This window comes from Pseudomonas sp. Root562 (assembly GCF_001427125.1).
Classification (GTDB): domain Bacteria; phylum Pseudomonadota; class Gammaproteobacteria; order Pseudomonadales; family Pseudomonadaceae; genus Aquipseudomonas.
Window position 1 is genome coordinate 60,044 of sequence record NZ_LMGK01000004.1, and the last position, 16,276, is coordinate 76,319.

Sequence of the window (16,276 nt, forward strand, 5' to 3'; positions counted from 1 at the left end):
AGCGGATATTCCGCGGTGAGTCTTGCATGCAAGGCTCACGACGGGCCAAACCGCCGTGGTTTCTTATTATCTCTTAACGCTTCTTGCGGTTGGCGATGTGGATGGCGCCGCCATTCACTGCCAGAGCAGCTTCGTGCAAGGCTTCAGACAGGGTCGGATGGGAGAAAACCATCATGCCCAGGTCTTCAGCGCTGGTGCCGAACTCCATACCGATCGCGCCCTGCTGAACCAGTTCGGCAGCGCTAGGGCCAATCACGTGGACGCCCAGTACGCGGTCTGTCTTGGCATCGGCGATGACCTTGACGAAACCACCGGTATCGTTGGCAGCCATGGCACGGCCGGAGGCTGCGAACGGGAAGGTGCCGACGTTAACTTCAACGCCTTCAGCTTTCAAGGCCTGCTCGGTTTTACCGACCCACGCGATTTCCGGGTGAGTATAAATAACCGAAGGGATCAAATCATAGTTCATCTGGGCCTTGTGGCCCTTGATGCGCTCGACAACCATGATGCCTTCTTCGGACGCCTTGTGCGCCAGCATCATGCCGCGAACCACGTCACCAATGGCGTAGACGCCCGGTACAGTGGTAGCGCAAAGATCATCAACGTGCACGAAACCGCGCTCGTCCAGGGTCACGCCGCAGTCGGCAGCCAGCAGATCAGTGGTCACCGGACGGCGACCAACGGCTACGATCAGCTTGTCGAAAGTGATGTTCTGTTCGCCGTTGGCATCGGTGTAGTTCACAACGACTTCGTCGCCGTTGACTTTCGAACCGGTCACGCGAGCGCCCAGCTTGATGTCCAGGCCCTGTTTGGTCAGGGTTTTCAGCGCTTCCTTGGAAACGGCGGTGTCGGCTGCCATCAGGAAGGTGTCCAGGGCTTCCAGGACAGTCACTTCTGCACCCAGACGCGACCAGACCGAACCCAGTTCCAGACCGATAACGCCGGCGCCGATCACGCCCAGACGCTTAGGTACGGATTGGAATTCCAGGGCGCCGGTGGAGTCGACGATCACATTCTGGTCAACCGGAGCTGGCGGAATGTCGATCGGGCGCGAACCTGGAGCCAGGATCACGTTCTCGGCTTCGATGATTTCTACCGAGCCATCAGGCTTGGTGACTTCGACTTTCTTGCCGGCCAGCAGCTTGCCGTGACCTTCAATGGAAGTCACACCGTTGGCTTTGAACAGGGTCGCAACGCCAGAGGTCAGGCCTTTGACGATGGTGGCCTTGCGGCCGACCATTGCTGGCACGTCCATGGTCACGCCAGCGTGATTGATACCGTGGATCGCGAAGCCTTCTTTGGCTTCCTTGTACTTCCACGAGCTATCCAGCAGGGCCTTGGATGGAATGCAGCCGACGTTCAGGCAGGTACCGCCCAGCGCGAGTTTGCCTTCCTTGTCGGTGTACTTCTCGATGCAGGCAGTGCTGAGGCCGAGTTGGGCGGCCTTGATGGCAGCCACATAGCCGCCAGGGCCAGCGCCGATCACTACTACGTCAAATTTCTGCGACATTCAAAAAATCCTCTTTAGCGAAAAGCTTCAAGCCGCAAGCTGCAAGCCAAGCTGCGGGTTTTCCGACAGCTCGAGCTTGCAGCTCATGGCTGCTTCTATCAGATATCCAGCAACAGACGAGCCGGATCTTCCAGCAGGTTCTTGATGGTCACCAGGAAGGTCACAGCTTCTTTGCCATCGATCAGACGGTGATCGTAGGACAGAGCCAGGTACATCATCGGGCGGATAACGACCTGGCCGTTGATGGCCATTGGGCGCTGGATGATGTTGTGCATGCCCAGGATAGCGGCTTGTGGCGGGTTGACGATCGGAGTCGACATCATCGAACCGAAAGTACCACCGTTGGTGATGGTGAAAGTACCACCGGTCATTTCGTCCATCGACAGTTTGCCGTCGCGGGCTTTCTTGCCGAAGGTGGCGATGCCGCCTTCGATTTCAGCCAGGCTCATCAGTTCGGCGTTGCGCAGAACCGGTACAACCAGGCCGCGATCGCTGGAAACTGCAACGCCGACGTCAGCGTAGCCGTGGTAAACGATGTCGCCGCCATCGATCGAAGCGTTGACAGCCGGGAAGCGTTTCAGCGCTTCGGTGGCCGCTTTCACGAAGAACGACATGAAGCCCAAACGCACGCCGTTATGGCTCTTCTCAAAGAGATCCTTGTACTTCGAACGCAACGCCATGACTTCAGTCATGTCGACTTCGTTGAAAGTGGTCAGCATCGCCATGTTCGACTGAGCTTCAACCAGACGCTTGGCCACGGTGGCACGAACGCGGGTCATCGGCACGCGCTTCTCGATGCGGTCGCCAGCGGCGAACACAGGAGCGGCAGCCGAAGGAGCAGCAGCCTTGGCAGGCGCGGCAGCCGGAGCGGCTTTCTTGGCAGCAACAGCTGCAACCACGTCTTCCTTGGTCACACGACCGCCTTTGCCAGTACCGGCAACGGAAGCGATGTTGATGCCGTTTTCTTCAGCCAGCTTGCGAGCAGCAGGAGCAGCGACTGGATCGTCTTCGCCTTCGGCAGCTGGAGCAGCGGCTTGTGCGGCGGCCGGAGCAGCAGCGGCAGCCGGGGCAGCAGCAGCGCCGCCCGCCTCGATGGAGCCCAGGACTTCGTCGGACAGAACGGTGTCGCCTTCGTTCTTGACGATAGCGCCCAGTACGCCGTCAGCAGTGGCCAACACTTCCAGCACAACCTTGTCGGTTTCGATGTCGACGATCAGGTCGTCACGCTTTACAGCGTCGCCCGGTTGTTTGTGCCAGGTGGCAACGGTGCCATCGGCAACCGATTCCGGGAAAGTGGGGGCTTTGATTTCGATAGCCATTATCTGTGGGTCCTTAAATTCGGTTTCAGGTGCGCGAAGGCGTTAAACAGTAAAGGCCGCTTGCAGCAATTGTTCCTGCTGCTCGGCGTGCATCGATGCGTAACCGCATGCCGGTGCAGCAGAAGCCTCACGGCCCGCGTACTCAAGTACGAGAGACTTGTTGAGATTGCTGATGCTGCGACGCATGTGGTGTTGGCTGCAGTACCACGCACCCTGGTTCATCGGCTCTTCCTGACACCAAACGGCATGCTTGGCGTTGGTGTAAGGAGCCAGGACTTCTTTCAAGTCATCCTCAGGGAATGGGTACAGCTGCTCGATACGCACGATGGCGATATCGTCACGGCCTTCGGCACGGCGTTTTTCCAGCAGGTCGTAGTAGACCTTGCCGCTACACAGAACAACGCGCTCGACCTTTTTCGGGTCCAGGGCATCGATTTCCGGGATAACGGTCTGGAACGAACCTTCGGCCAGATCTTCCAGGGTCGAGATGGCCAGTTTGTGGCGCAGCAGCGACTTCGGAGTCAGGACTACCAGCGGCTTGCGCAGCGGGCGGATCACCTGACGGCGCAGCAAGTGGTAGATCTGAGCCGGCGTCGTCGGCATGCACACCTGAATGTTGTGCTCGGCGCACAACTGCAGGTAACGCTCCAGACGAGCCGAGGAGTGCTCCGGCCCCTGACCTTCATAACCGTGTGGCAGCAGCATGGTCAGGCCGCACAGACGGCCCCACTTGTGCTCGCCACTGGTGATGAACTGGTCGATCACGACCTGGGCGCCGTTGGCGAAGTCGCCGAACTGGGCTTCCCAGATAACCAGCGCGTTCGGCGTGGTGGTCGAATAACCGTATTCGAACGCCAGCACCGCTTCTTCGGACAGGAACGAGTCGTACAGGTCGAAGCGTGGCTGACCGTCGTACAGGTTCTGCAGCGGGATGTAGGTGCCCGCGTCTTTTTGGTTGTGCAGCACGGCATGACGGTGCGAGAACGTACCGCGGCCGATGTCCTGGCCGGTCATGCGGATCGGGTGACCTTCGAACGCCAGGGTCGCGTACGCCATGGTTTCGGCGTAACCCCAGTTGATCGGCAGGCCGCCGGCTTGCATCTTCTGACGGTCTTCGTAGATCTTCGCGACCTGGCGCTGAACCACGAAGCCTTCCGGAATTTCCAGCAGCTTGGCGGACAGTTCCTGCAGGGTCTTCAGATCGAAACGAGTGTCGTGACGCGCGGTCCAGGCGTGGCCCAGATACGGACGCCAGTCCACGAACAACTCTTTGTTCGGCTCTTTGACCAGGCTTTTCACTACGTGCAGACCGTTGTCCAGCGCGTTGCGGTATTCGTCGACTTTCGCCTGAACACGCTCTGCGTCAAGTACACCGGCCTGGGTCAGACGATCGGCATACAGCTCACGGGTGGTGCGCTGCTTGGTGATCTGCTGATACATCAGAGGCTGGGTACCGCTTGGCTCGTCGGCCTCGTTGTGGCCGCGACGACGGTAGCAGACCAGATCGATCACCACGTCACGCTTGAACTGCATGCGGTAGTCGATGGCCAACTGGGTCACGAACAGGACGGCTTCCGGATCATCACCATTCACATGGAGGATCGGCGCCTGGATCATTTTCGCGACGTCGGTGGCGTACTCGGTGGAACGCGAGTCCAGCGGGTTGCTGATGGTGAAACCGACCTGGTTGTTGATCACGATGTGCACGGTGCCGCCGGTCTTGAAACCGCGGGTCTGCGACATCTGGAAGGTTTCCATCACCACGCCCTGACCTGCGAAAGCAGCGTCGCCGTGGATGGAGATCGGCAGGACTTTTTCACCGGTAGGGTCGTTGCGACGATCCTGACGGGCACGAACCGAACCTTCGACCACTGGCGATACGATTTCCAGGTGGGACGGGTTGAAGGCCATGGCCAGGTGCACTTCACCGCCGGTGGTCATCACGTTGGACGAGAAGCCCTGGTGGTATTTAACGTCACCGGAACCGAGCTCGACCTTCTTCTTGCCTTCGAACTCGTCGAACAACTCGCGCGGGTTCTTGCCGAAGGTGTTGACCAGCACGTTCAGACGGCCACGGTGGGCCATGCCAATGACGATTTCCTTGGTGCCGTACGAGCCGGAACGCTGGATCAACTCGTCGAGCATCGGAATCAGGCTCTCGCCGCCTTCCAGACCGAAACGCTTGGTACCCGGGTATTTGGTGCCCAGGTATTTCTCCAGGCCTTCACCGGCGGTCACGCGCTCAAGCAAATGGCTCTTGATGTCGGCGGAGTACGTCGGACGGCCGCGCACGCTTTCCAGACGCTGCTGGAACCACTGGCGCTGCTCGGAATCGGTGATGTGCGTGAATTCAGCGCCGATGGTGCGGCAATATGTCTGCTGCAACGCTTCGTGAATTTCGCGTAGGCTCGCTTCCTCTTTGCCGATGAACAGGTCGCCGGCACGGAAGGTCGTATCAAGATCGGCATTGGTCAAGCCGTAATGATTGATCGACAGGTCTGCAGGTGCAGGACGCTGCCACAGCCCCAGCGGGTCAAGCTGGGCTGCCTGGTGGCCACGCATACGGTAGGCCTGGATCAATCGCAGCACTTCAACTTGCTTCTTCTCGTGCTCACTGCTCACGCTGCCGGCGGAAACCGGTTGGGCGCGGCGCTGGTTCTTTGCCAGCAAGACGAAATGATCGCGAATTGTGGAGTGCGAAACATCGGTGGCAGAGTTGCCGTCAGCTGGCAACTTCTGGAAGTAGGTGCGCCACTCTTCTGGCACAGCGTTAGGGTCGTGCAGGTAGAGCTCGTAGAGCTCTTCCACATAGGCAGCGTTACTACCGGATAGGTAGGCGCTGTTCCACATGCGCTGCATCACGCTTTCTTGCATGCTTGGTCACCCTCGGTTAGGGGAACACCACCGGTGTCGACACCGAGCAAACTTGCAGAAGTCCGAATGCAGCGACCAAAACAAGCCACTAGGATCACACTGATAGTCCGGGTACCAGCCCGGATGCCCCTGCTTGTCTCATTTCTTCAAAATAAGAGCCGCAGCCTTATAAGCTGCTGCTCAGGTTAAAACTACGGCGCCGGTTGAAGCCTGCGCCGCAGCATCTACGGGTACAGCGGTACTACATTTGCAGCAGCTGAATCACACGCCGCTTTGCAGCAACATGTTACGGATGTGACCGATGGCCTTAGTCGGGTTCAGGCCTTTCGGACATACGTTGACGCAGTTCATGATCCCGCGGCAGCGGAATACGCTGAACGGGTCATCCAGCGAAGCCAGTCGCTCGGTAGTCTTGGTATCGCGGCTGTCTGCCAGGAAGCGGTACGCTTGCAGCAGGGCAGCCGGGCCCAGGAACTTGTCCGGGTTCCACCAGAAGGATGGGCAAGAGGTCGAGCAGCAAGCGCACAGGATGCACTCGTACAGACCGTCGAGCTTTTCACGCTCTTCAGGGGACTGCAGACGCTCGATGGCCGGAGCCGGCGTGTCGTTCTGCAGGAATGGCTTAACCTTCTCGTATTGCTTGTAGAAGATGCTCATATCGACGACCAGGTCACGGATAACCGGCAAACCTGGCAGAGGACGAACGATCAACTTGTTACCTTTTACAACAGCAGACAGTGGCGTGACGCAGGCCAGGCCGTTCTTGCCGTTGATGTTCATGCCGTCGGAACCACATACGCCTTCACGGCAAGAGCGACGATAGGAGAAACCTTCGTCCTGCTCTTTGATCAGGGCCAGTACGTCCAGCACCATCAGGTCTTTACCACCGGTATCGACCTGGAATTCCTGCATGAACGGCGCGGCGTCCTGATCAGGGTTGTAACGATAAACGCTGACTTGCAACATGGCGGCCACCCTTAATAAGTCCGAATCTTAGGTTCAAAAGTCGGAACAGTCTTCGGCGAGAAGTTCACAGCACGCTTGGTCACGCGCTTGTCACCCGGGAAGTACAGGGTGTGGCACAGCCAGTTTTCGTCGTCACGATCTTCGAAGTCTTCACGGGCGTGAGCGCCGCGGGACTCTTTACGAACTTCGGCAGCGATGGCCGTAGCTTCAGCCACTTCCAGCAGGTTTTGCAGTTCCAGAGCTTCGATACGCGCGGTGTTGAACGCTTGCGACTTATCGTTGATCTTGACGTTGGCGATGCGCTTGCGCAGATCGGCCAGCTGGGCAATACCCTTCTGCATGTATTCGCCGGTACGGAATACACCGAAGTAGTTCTGCATGCAGTTTTGCAGCTCGCGACGCAGGGTCGCCACGTCTTCGCCCTCGGTACGCTCGTTCAGAGCGGACAGGCGCGCCAGGGCAGCTTCGATGTTGGCGTCGGTGGCGTCGTCGTATTCGATACCGTCGGTCAGCGCCTTTTCCAGGTGCAGGCCGGCGGCGCGACCGAATACCACCAGGTCGAGCAGCGAGTTGCCGCCCAGACGGTTGGCACCGTGAACCGATACGCAAGCCACTTCGCCCACGGCGAACAAGCCAGGGATGATGGCGTCGGCGCCGTCAGCGTCCTGAGTGATCGCCTGGCCATGAATGTTGGTGGCAACGCCGCCCATCATATAGTGGCAGGTTGGAACAACCGGAACCGGAGCAACCACCGGGTCAACGTGTGCGAAAGTCTTCGACAGTTCGCAGATGCCTGGCAGACGGCTGTGCAGCACTTCCTCGCCCAGGTGGTCGAGTTTGAGCATTACGTGGTCGCCATTCGGACCGCAACCATTGCCGGCGATGATTTCTTTAACCATCGAACGGGCAACTACGTCACGACCGGCAAGGTCTTTGGCGTTCGGAGCGTAACGCTCCATGAAACGCTCGCCGTGCTTGTTGATCAGGTAACCACCTTCACCACGGCAACCTTCTGTAACCAGTACACCGGCGCCGGCGATGCCGGTCGGGTGGAACTGCCACATTTCAATGTCTTGTACCGGCACGCCGGCACGCAGCGCCATGCCAACGCCGTCACCGGTGTTGATCAGGGCATTGGTGGTCGAAGCGTAGATACGACCTGCACCGCCGGTGGCCAGAACAGTGGCCTTGGCACGGATGTAGGTGGTTTCGCCGGTTTCGATGCAGATGGCGATAACACCGACGAACTCGCCTTGAGCGTTCTTCACCAGGTCAACAGCGTAGTACTCGTTCAGGAACGTGGTACCGGCTTTCAGGTTACCCTGATAAAGGGTGTGCAGCAGCGCGTGACCGGTACGGTCGGAAGCGGCGCAGGTACGGGCAGCCTGCCCGCCTTTACCGTAATCCTTCGACTGACCGCCGAATGGACGCTGGTAGATACGGCCTTGCTCGGTACGCGAGAACGGCAGACCCATGTGGTCCAGCTCGAAAACGGCAGCCGGGCCTTCCTGACACATGTATTCGATAGCGTCCTGGTCACCGATGTAGTCGGAACCCTTGACGGTATCGTACATGTGCCAGCGCCAGTCATCGTTCGGGTCGGCCGACGCGATGGCGCAGGTGATGCCGCCCTGGGCGGATACAGTGTGCGAACGGGTCGGGAACACCTTGGTGATCACGGCAGTCTTGTGACCACCTTGTGCCAGTTGCAGCGCTGCGCGCATGCCGGCACCGCCACCACCAATAATGATGGCGTCGAAAGAAATCGTTGGAATGTTAGCCATGAATCAGATACCCCAGAGAATCTGCACACCCCAGACGAAGTAAGCGAACATCGCAACGCCGCATACTGCCTGGAAAAGGAAACGTACTGCAGTCGCGGACTTGCCCAGCGCCATTGGCGTCAGGTAGTCGGTCGCGATGGTCCACATGCCGACCCAGGCGTGAGCGCCCAGGGCCACGAGGGCCAGCAGACTGAAGATACGCATCCCGTTGTGGGCGAACAGGCCGTGCCATTGGTCGTAGCCAATGCCCGGGTTCGCAGCGAGGTATCCGATCAGGAAAATGAAATAAGCCGCGAGAACGACCGCAGACACACGTTGCGCCATCCAGTCATAAAGGCCGGAACGCGAAAGGTTCGTAACGCTGGTTACCATATCCAAACTCCTGCCAGAACGATCAACACCACGGAAACGGCGATGATAATTTTCGAGCCCAGGCGGCCGCCTTCCAGCGTCTCACCGATGCCCATATCCATGATCAAGTGGCGCACACCGGCTACCAGGTGATACAGAAGAGCGGACAGGAGGCCCCATGCTACGAACTTGGCCAGCGGGCTGGTCAAGCATGCCTTCACGTCGGCAAAACCTTCCTCGGAACCCAAGGACTTGCCCAATGCATAAAGCATGAAGCCAAGGCCCAGGAAGAGGATGATGCCGGAAACACGGTGAAGAAACGACGTAACGCCGGTGATGGGGAGTTTGATGGTCCTTAGGTCTAGGTTTACAGGTCGTTGGCTTTTCACGGCTTTTTTTTCACACTGAAGAGCCCCTAACAATCAGGGCAAAGTTGTTGGGGAGTGCACTGGTCAGGTAACCACCACCCAGGGATGCGACCCCCAATAAAGCAGGCCCAAAAGCCCTTGGCGGTCGGTGGCCGAGTATAGACAGTTAGGCTACTAATGACAACGCAAAGACCTAACCCAAACAGCGGATTGCGCAACGGGCATAAAAGGCGTAAATGGCAGGCAATTTCGAGAAAAAAGTACGGTTAAAGCCTTCTGGAGCAAGACTTTAGGCAAATTGACATTCGAATTTATCTCACTATAGTGGTGCGGGCCCTGCGTGGGGGGTCTGTCTGATGATTTCAAGCATAAATAGGAGGCCACATGGCTGACAAAAAAGCGCAGTTGATCATCGAGGGCGCAGCCCCCGTCGAGCTGCCCATTTTAACCGGCACCGTTGGTCCCGATGTTATCGATGTTCGGGGCCTGACGGCCACGGGCCGCTTCACCTTTGACCCAGGTTTCATGTCGACCGCCTCTTGCGAGTCGAAGATTACCTATATCGACGGCGACAACGGCATCCTGCTGCACCGCGGCTACCCGATCGAACAGCTGGCTGAAAAGTCGGACTACCTGGAAACCTGCTATCTGCTGCTCAACGGCGAACTGCCGACTGCAGAACAGAAGGCCCAGTTCGTCAGCACCGTGAAGAACCACACCATGGTTCACGAGCAGCTGAAGACCTTCTTCAACGGCTTCCGTCGCGACGCCCACCCGATGGCCGTCATGTGCGGCGTAGTCGGCGCGCTCTCGGCGTTCTACCACGACTCCCTGGACATCAATAACCCGCAGCATCGCGAAATCTCCGCGATCCGCCTGGTTGCCAAGATGCCGACCCTGGCAGCGATGGTTTACAAGTACTCCATGGGCCAACCCATGATGTACCCGCGCAACGACCTGACGTACGCGGAAAACTTCCTGCACATGATGTTCAACACCCCGTGCGAGATCAAACCGATCAGCCCGGTACTCGCCAAGGCCATGGACCGGATCTTCATCCTCCACGCCGACCACGAGCAGAACGCCTCGACGTCCACCGTGCGCCTGGCAGGTTCTTCGGGTGCCAACCCGTTCGCCTGTATCGCCGCCGGTATCGCTGCACTGTGGGGCCCTGCCCACGGCGGTGCCAACGAAGCCGTTCTGACCATGCTCGATGAGATTGGCGACGTCTCGAACATCGACAAATACATCGCCAAGGCCAAGGACAAGAACGATCCGTTCAAACTGATGGGCTTCGGTCACCGCGTTTACAAAAACCGTGACCCACGCGCCACCGTGATGAAAAAGACCTGCGACGAAGTGTTGAAAGAACTGGGCATCCAGAACGATCCGCAACTCGAACTGGCCATGCGCCTGGAAGAGATCGCCCTGACCGACCCGTACTTCATCGAACGCTCGCTGTACCCGAACGTCGACTTCTACTCGGGGATCATCCTCAAGGCGATCGGCATTCCAACCAGCATGTTCACCGTGATCTTCGCCCTGGCGCGGACCGTTGGCTGGATCTCCCACTGGAAGGAAATGCTCTCCAGCCCGTACAAGATCGGCCGTCCACGCCAGTTGTACACCGGCTACGAGTCGCGTGACATCACCAAGCTGGAAGACCGCAAGTAAGATCTGTCTTGCTGTAGCGAGTTGAGCTGTACCGGAAACGGCCTCTATTTATATAGGGGCCGTTTTTGTTAGTGAGCCTCATCGCTCAAACATCGAGGCGAACTGGTGCCCGACCCGATTGCAGACGTACACATTTCTCCCGCTAAACCGCAGTCCCTGTGGGAGCTTGTTTGCCAGCGATGGCGTCCTGACAACCAACCACCATGCCCCCGCAGGAGCGAGCCTGCTCGCGATTGACGTAAACGCTAACGCGGGTTGCCTGAATGCCTCCGTGTTGCCTGGACGTTTTTCGCGAGCAGGCTCGCTCCTACAGTAAATCGTGCAAATCCCGCAGATTCGGTTCGATAACCGCCCAATAAAAAATGCCCCGGTCTCTCGACCGGGGCATCCTTCATTACTGCGTTACTTATATAAAAGCATCAAGCCTTAGTGTGAAACCGCCCCGCTCGCCCCCAGACCAGTCTGCGAGCGAACGAATTGCGGGAAGAACAGCGCCCGCTCGTTGTCAGCCGCCGCCGACTTGTCGGTGATCGAGAAGAACCAGATGCCGACGAAGGCAATGATCATCGAGAACAGCGCTGGGTACTCATACGGGAAGATCGCCTTCTCGTGATGCAGGATCTGCACCCAGATGGTCGGGCCAAGCACCATCAGGCCAACAGCACTGACCAGACCCAGCCAGCCACCGATCATCGCACCGCGAGTCGTCAGCTTTTTCCAGTACATGGAAAGCAGCAGGACCGGGAAGTTGCAGCTCGCTGCGATGGAGAACGCCAGACCAACCATGAACGCGATGTTCTGGCTTTCGAACAGGATACCCAGAGCAATCGCCAGCACTGCCAGAGCGATGGTGGTGATTTTCGAGACGCGGATTTCATCCTTCTCGTTGGCCTTGCCTTTCTTGATCACGCTGGCATACAGGTCGTGGGACACCGCCGAAGCACCGGCCAGGGTCAGACCGGCAACCACTGCCAGAATGGTCGCGAACGCTACCGCCGAGATGAAGCCCAGGAAGATACTGCCGCCCACCGCGTTGGCCAGGTGCACCGCCGCCATGTTGTTACCGCCCAACAGTGCGCCAGCCGCATCTTTGAAGGCCGGGTTGGTGCTGACCAGCAGGATCGCGCCGAAGCCGATGATGAAAGTCAGGATATAGAAGTAGCCAATGAAGCCAGTCGCGTACAGCACGCTCTTGCGAGCTTCTTTTGCGTCACTCACGGTGAAGAAGCGCATCAGAATGTGTGGCAGGCCAGCGGTACCGAACATCAGCGCCAGACCCAGCGAGAAGGCCGAAATCGGGTCCTTGACCAGACCGCCCGGGCTCATGATCGCTTCGCCCTTGGCGTGAACCTTGATCGCTTCGGAGAACAATGTGTTGAAGTCAAAGCCTACGTGCTTCATCACCATCAGCGCCATGAACGAGGCACCGGACAGCAACAGCACAGCCTTGATGATCTGCACCCAGGTGGTCGCCAGCATGCCGCCGAACAGCACGTACATGCACATCAGCACACCGACCAGAATCACCGCGACGTGATAGTCCAGACCGAACAACAGCTGGATCAGCTTGCCGGCACCGACCATTTGCGCGATCAGGTAAAACGCTACCACCACCAACGATCCGCAAGCGGACAGCGAGCGGATCTGGGTTTGGCCCAGGCGATAGGACGCCACGTCGGCAAAGGTGTATTTACCCAGGTTACGCAGGCGCTCGGCAATCAGGAACAGAATGATTGGCCAGCCCACCAGGAAGCCGATCGAGTAGATCAGGCCATCGTAGCCGGAAGTGAACACCAGCGCGGAAATACCCAGGAAGGATGCCGCCGACATGTAGTCGCCAGCAATCGCCAGACCGTTCTGAAAACCGGTGATCTTGCCACCCGCCGCATAGTAGTCGGAGGCCGAGTTGTTTTTCTTGGATGCCCAGTAGGTGATGCACAGGGTGGCACCGACGAAGGCGACGAACATCACGATCGCCGACACGTTGAGCGGTTGTTTCTGAACGGCGCCGGTCAGGGCGTCAGCCGCCCAGGCGCCAGGTGCGAACGCTGCGATGCTCAAAAGAGCCATTAGACGCCGGATCATTGCTGAGCCTCCTTGAGAATCGCATTGTTCAGGTCGTCGAACTCGCCGTTGGCGCGTCGTACGTAAATACCCGTCAGGATGAAGGCCGAAATGATCAGACCGACACCGATCGGTATGCCCCAGGTAATCGATGACTCAGGGCTGATTTTTGCCCCCAGCACATGCGGCCCGTAAGCAATCAACAGGATGAATCCGGAGTAAAGCCCTAGCATGATCGCCGATAGAATCCAGGCGAATCGTTCCCTCTTGCTAACCAGCTCCTTGAATCGCGGGCTGTTTTGAATCGAGAGGTAAATGCTGTCGTTCATTGTTTTTATCCTCGCAGCACAGATTAAGTTGGAACGGTATCCACTCTATGCGGCTGCGGGGCAGGTTCCAGACGACCTTAGTCTTAGTACCACATGACAGAATTGCCAAACTTCGGTGCGGGGCAACCCCCGCAAGAGCCAGGCTTGCCGGCGATGGCGATTTTGCAGGTGCCTTCGCCGGCAAGCCTGGCTCCTACAGAAAAGCAAAAGCCGCTTGGCAGTTACGCCAAGCGGCTTTGAGAGGAGCTCAATAGAAACTTCAGCTCACATCATTTGATCCAGTCAGCAACACGCTCCGGGTGTTTGGCTACCCAGTCCTTCGCTGCCGCGTCCGGCTTGGCGCCTTCCTGGATCGCCAGCATGACTTCGCCGATCTCGTCTTTCGAAGCCCACTGGAAGTTCTTCAGGAACTTGGCCACTTCCGGTGCTTTTGTTGCCAGCTCCTTGCTGCCGATGCTGTTCACGGTTTCAGCCGCGCCATACACGCCTTTCGGGTCTTCGAGGAAACGCAATTTCCACTTGGCGAACATCCAGTGCGGTACCCAACCGGTCACGGCAATGGATTCGTTCTTCTTTTCGGCACGGGTCAGTTCGGCAATCATGCCAGCGCCGGAACTGGCCTTGAGCTGGTAACCGGTCAGGTCGTAGTCCTTGATGGCCTGCTCGGTTTTAAGCATCACGCCTGAACCGGCATCGATGCCGACGATGCGTTTTTTGAAGCTGTCGTCGGTCTTCAGGTCTTCCAGCGACTTGGCCTTGACGTATTCCGGCACGATCAAGCCGATTTTTGCGTCCTTGAAGTTCGGACCGTAGTCGACCACCTGATCCTTGTTCTTGGCCCAGTAATCGCCGTGGGTCACCGGCAACCAGGCCGAGAGCATGGCGTCGAGTTTGCCGGTGGCTACACCCTGCCACATGATCCCGGTCGCGACGGCTTGCAGCTTCACGTCATATCCGAGTTTCTGCTTGATGACTTCAGCAGCTACGTGAGTCGTCGCGACGCTGTCGGACCAGCCGTCAACGTAACCGATGCTCAGGGTCTTGCTCTCGGCATTGGCGAATGTGGAACCCATCACAAGTACCAGTGCGGCACCTGCACCTAAAAGTCGTCGCATCTTCATCGTTACTTCCCCGAAAGTGCTGCGCTCGACGGGTGCCGAGTCGCGTCAACGTATTGTTCTGGTGCACAGCGCCCCCATCACGCTTCACCGCAAACCCGTTCAATCATCAGCGCGTTTATCAACGAGGGTACTGACGCCTCCGATAATCAACCTGACGCTATAAGCGACCTGCTCTGCCAGCGACCTCAAGGCATCGAGAAACGACATCAGAACGCCATTAATCCTGAGGGCGACAAACGCCCCGGACAATCCGCCCGAACTTTGCATGTCAAAATCATGCGAGCCACCAAGCACAGTACAAATGCAGGTAACATGCGCCGCTTTGCTCCCAGACGGCCTGATCATGCCCGCGACATCTCGCTCTCCTTTTTTTGCTTATCTGTTCGCCTGCCTGCTGGGGCTTTTTGCCCTTTGTGGTTTCTGGTACGGCATTGGTAAACCGGTGACCCTGCCGGATGTCGCCAGCGCCACGCACAAACTGCAATGCGCCTCCTACACCCCGTTTGACAAAGACCAATCGCCGTTCGACGTACCGTTCAACCTGCGCCCGGAGCGCATGGACGCCGACCTCGCGCTGCTGTCCAAAAGCTTCGAATGCATCCGCACCTACTCCATGACCGGGCTCGAAGCCCTGCCCGACCTCGCACGTAAACACGGCTTGAAGCTGATGATCGGCGCCTGGGTCAACAGCAACACGGTGGATACCGAAAAAGAAGTCGACCTGCTGATTGCGTCGGCCAACGCCAACGCCGACGTGGTGACCGCTGTGATCGTCGGCAACGAAACCCTGCTGCGCAAAGAAGTCACCGGGGCACAACTGGCCCGGCTGATCACCAAGGTCAAAAGCCAGGTCAAGCAACCCGTCACCTATGCCGACGTCTGGGAGTTTTGGCTCAAGCATCCGGAAATCGCGCCGGCCGTGGATTTCCTGACCATCCACTTGTTGCCGTACTGGGAAGACGATCCTTCGAACATCGATGCCGCACTGCAACACGTCGCCGAAGTGCGTCAGGTGTTCGGCAACAAGTTCGCACCCAAGGACGTGATGATTGGCGAAACCGGCTGGCCCAGCGAAGGCCGTCAGCGCGAAACCGCTCTGCCGAGCCGAGTCAACGAAGCGAAATTCATTCGCGGTTTTGTCACCATGGCCGAGCAGCACGGCTGGCACTACAACCTGATCGAAGCCTTCGACCAGCCATGGAAACGCGCCAGTGAAGGCGCCGTGGGTGGCTACTGGGGGCTGTTCGATGCCGATCGGCAGGACAAAGGCGTGCTGGCCGGTCCGGTGTCGAACGTACCGTACTGGTCGCAGTGGCTGGTTGTGGGCGGCCTGATCTTTGTCGGGACGCTTGTGCTGGGCGGCCGCGTCCGCAGCACCCGCGCAGCGCTGGTCCTGCCGTTGTTTGCGGCATTGGCTGCGTGCTCCATCGGCGTGTGGGGCGACCTCGCCCGCGTGACTACCCGTTTCACCAGCGAGTGGTTGTGGGTGGCATTGCTGACTGCGCTGAACCTGTTAGTGCTGGTGCACGCCGCCCTGACGCTGAGCCCTCGTACAGGATGGCGAGCACAGGCGTTCAACGCACTTGAGCGTCGCTCAGGCTGGCTGGTTGCGGTGATCGGCTTTGCAGCGGCGGTGAGCATGCTGGAGCTGGTATTTGACCCGCGCTACCGCAGCTTCCCGAGCGTCGCGTTCATCGTGCCGGCACTGGTGTATCTGTGCCGTCCGGTGAGCGTGCCGCGCCGGGAAATCGCGTTGCTGACCTTCATCATCGGAGCGGGCATTGCGCCGCAGTTGTTCCGGGAAGGTCTGCAGAATCAGCAGGCTTGGGGCTGGGCGTTGGTGAGTGGGTTGATGGTGGCGGCGTTGTGGCGCTGCTTGCGCGTTCGCAAGGTTTAACCCTAATCAAATTTACGGC

12 protein-coding genes are annotated in these 16,276 nt (G+C 58.4%); 2 read left to right on the top strand and 10 right to left on the bottom strand.

The features are described 5' to 3' along the window. Window positions 1-73 precede the first annotated feature (73 nt). The 7 genes from lpdA to sdhC all read right to left on the bottom strand — a co-directional run bounded on the left by lpdA (window position 74) and on the right by sdhC (window position 9,193). The gene (gene lpdA / locus ASD60_RS05140) at window positions 74-1,510 is read right to left on the bottom strand and encodes a dihydrolipoyl dehydrogenase (RefSeq protein WP_056852959.1); all 1,437 of its coding nucleotides are present in this window, start codon (window positions 1,508-1,510) and stop codon (window positions 74-76) included. Window positions 1,511-1,608: 98 nt separating this feature from the next. After that, window positions 1,609-2,829 carry a 2-oxoglutarate dehydrogenase complex dihydrolipoyllysine-residue succinyltransferase gene (gene odhB, locus ASD60_RS05145; protein WP_056852960.1) on the bottom strand — a complete coding sequence of 407 codons (1,221 nt, stop codon included), beginning with the start codon at window positions 2,827-2,829 and terminating at the stop codon, window positions 1,609-1,611. A gap of 42 nt (window positions 2,830-2,871) precedes the next feature. After that, window positions 2,872-5,703 carry a 2-oxoglutarate dehydrogenase E1 component gene (locus ASD60_RS05150; RefSeq protein WP_056852961.1) on the bottom strand — a complete coding sequence of 944 codons (2,832 nt, stop codon included), beginning with the start codon at window positions 5,701-5,703 and terminating at the stop codon, window positions 2,872-2,874. Between the two features lie 261 nt (window positions 5,704-5,964). After that, a complete protein-coding gene (locus ASD60_RS05155) occupies window positions 5,965-6,669 on the bottom strand; it encodes a succinate dehydrogenase iron-sulfur subunit (RefSeq protein WP_056852962.1) in 705 nt (234 codons plus the stop codon). An 11-nt stretch (window positions 6,670-6,680) separates the two neighbouring features. Next, complete coding sequence (gene sdhA, locus ASD60_RS05160; protein ID WP_056852963.1) at window positions 6,681-8,453, bottom strand: succinate dehydrogenase flavoprotein subunit; 1,773 nt, start codon at window positions 8,451-8,453, stop codon at window positions 6,681-6,683. A 3-nt stretch (window positions 8,454-8,456) separates the two neighbouring features. Continuing rightward, on the bottom strand, window positions 8,457-8,825 hold the full coding sequence (sdhD, locus tag ASD60_RS05165) for a succinate dehydrogenase, hydrophobic membrane anchor protein (RefSeq protein WP_007977503.1): 369 nt from the start codon (window positions 8,823-8,825) through the stop codon (window positions 8,457-8,459). Further along, a complete protein-coding gene (sdhC, locus tag ASD60_RS05170; protein WP_056852964.1) occupies window positions 8,819-9,193 on the bottom strand; it encodes a succinate dehydrogenase, cytochrome b556 subunit in 375 nt (124 codons plus the stop codon). The genes sdhD and sdhC overlap by 7 nt, the downstream gene beginning before the upstream one ends. A gap of 363 nt (window positions 9,194-9,556) precedes the next feature. Here sdhC and gltA point away from each other — a divergent pair, with 363 nt between their 5' ends. Continuing rightward, on the top strand, window positions 9,557-10,846 hold the full coding sequence (gene gltA / locus ASD60_RS05175) for a citrate synthase (RefSeq protein WP_056852965.1): 1,290 nt from the start codon (window positions 9,557-9,559) through the stop codon (window positions 10,844-10,846). 426 nt (window positions 10,847-11,272) lie between these two features. Here gltA and ASD60_RS05180 read toward each other — a convergent pair whose 3' ends face one another. The 3 genes from ASD60_RS05180 to ASD60_RS05190 form a co-directional block, all read right to left on the bottom strand. Further along, on the bottom strand, window positions 11,273-12,931 hold the full coding sequence (locus tag ASD60_RS05180; RefSeq protein WP_056852966.1) for a cation acetate symporter: 1,659 nt from the start codon (window positions 12,929-12,931) through the stop codon (window positions 11,273-11,275). Further along, window positions 12,928-13,239: a DUF485 domain-containing protein gene (locus tag ASD60_RS05185; protein ID WP_056852967.1), complete on the bottom strand. Its 312-nt coding sequence runs from the start codon at window positions 13,237-13,239 to the stop codon at window positions 12,928-12,930. The genes ASD60_RS05180 and ASD60_RS05185 overlap by 4 nt, the downstream gene beginning before the upstream one ends. Window positions 13,240-13,508: 269 nt before the next feature. Next, a complete protein-coding gene (locus tag ASD60_RS05190; RefSeq protein ID WP_056852968.1) occupies window positions 13,509-14,360 on the bottom strand; it encodes a glycine betaine ABC transporter substrate-binding protein in 852 nt (283 codons plus the stop codon). Between the two features lie 301 nt (window positions 14,361-14,661). Between ASD60_RS05190 and ASD60_RS05200 the strand changes: the two genes are divergently transcribed. Further along, window positions 14,662-16,257, top strand: coding sequence for a glycoside hydrolase family 17 protein (locus ASD60_RS05200; RefSeq protein WP_056852969.1), 1,596 nt, complete (start codon window positions 14,662-14,664; stop codon window positions 16,255-16,257). Window positions 16,258-16,276: the final 19 nt, after the last annotated feature.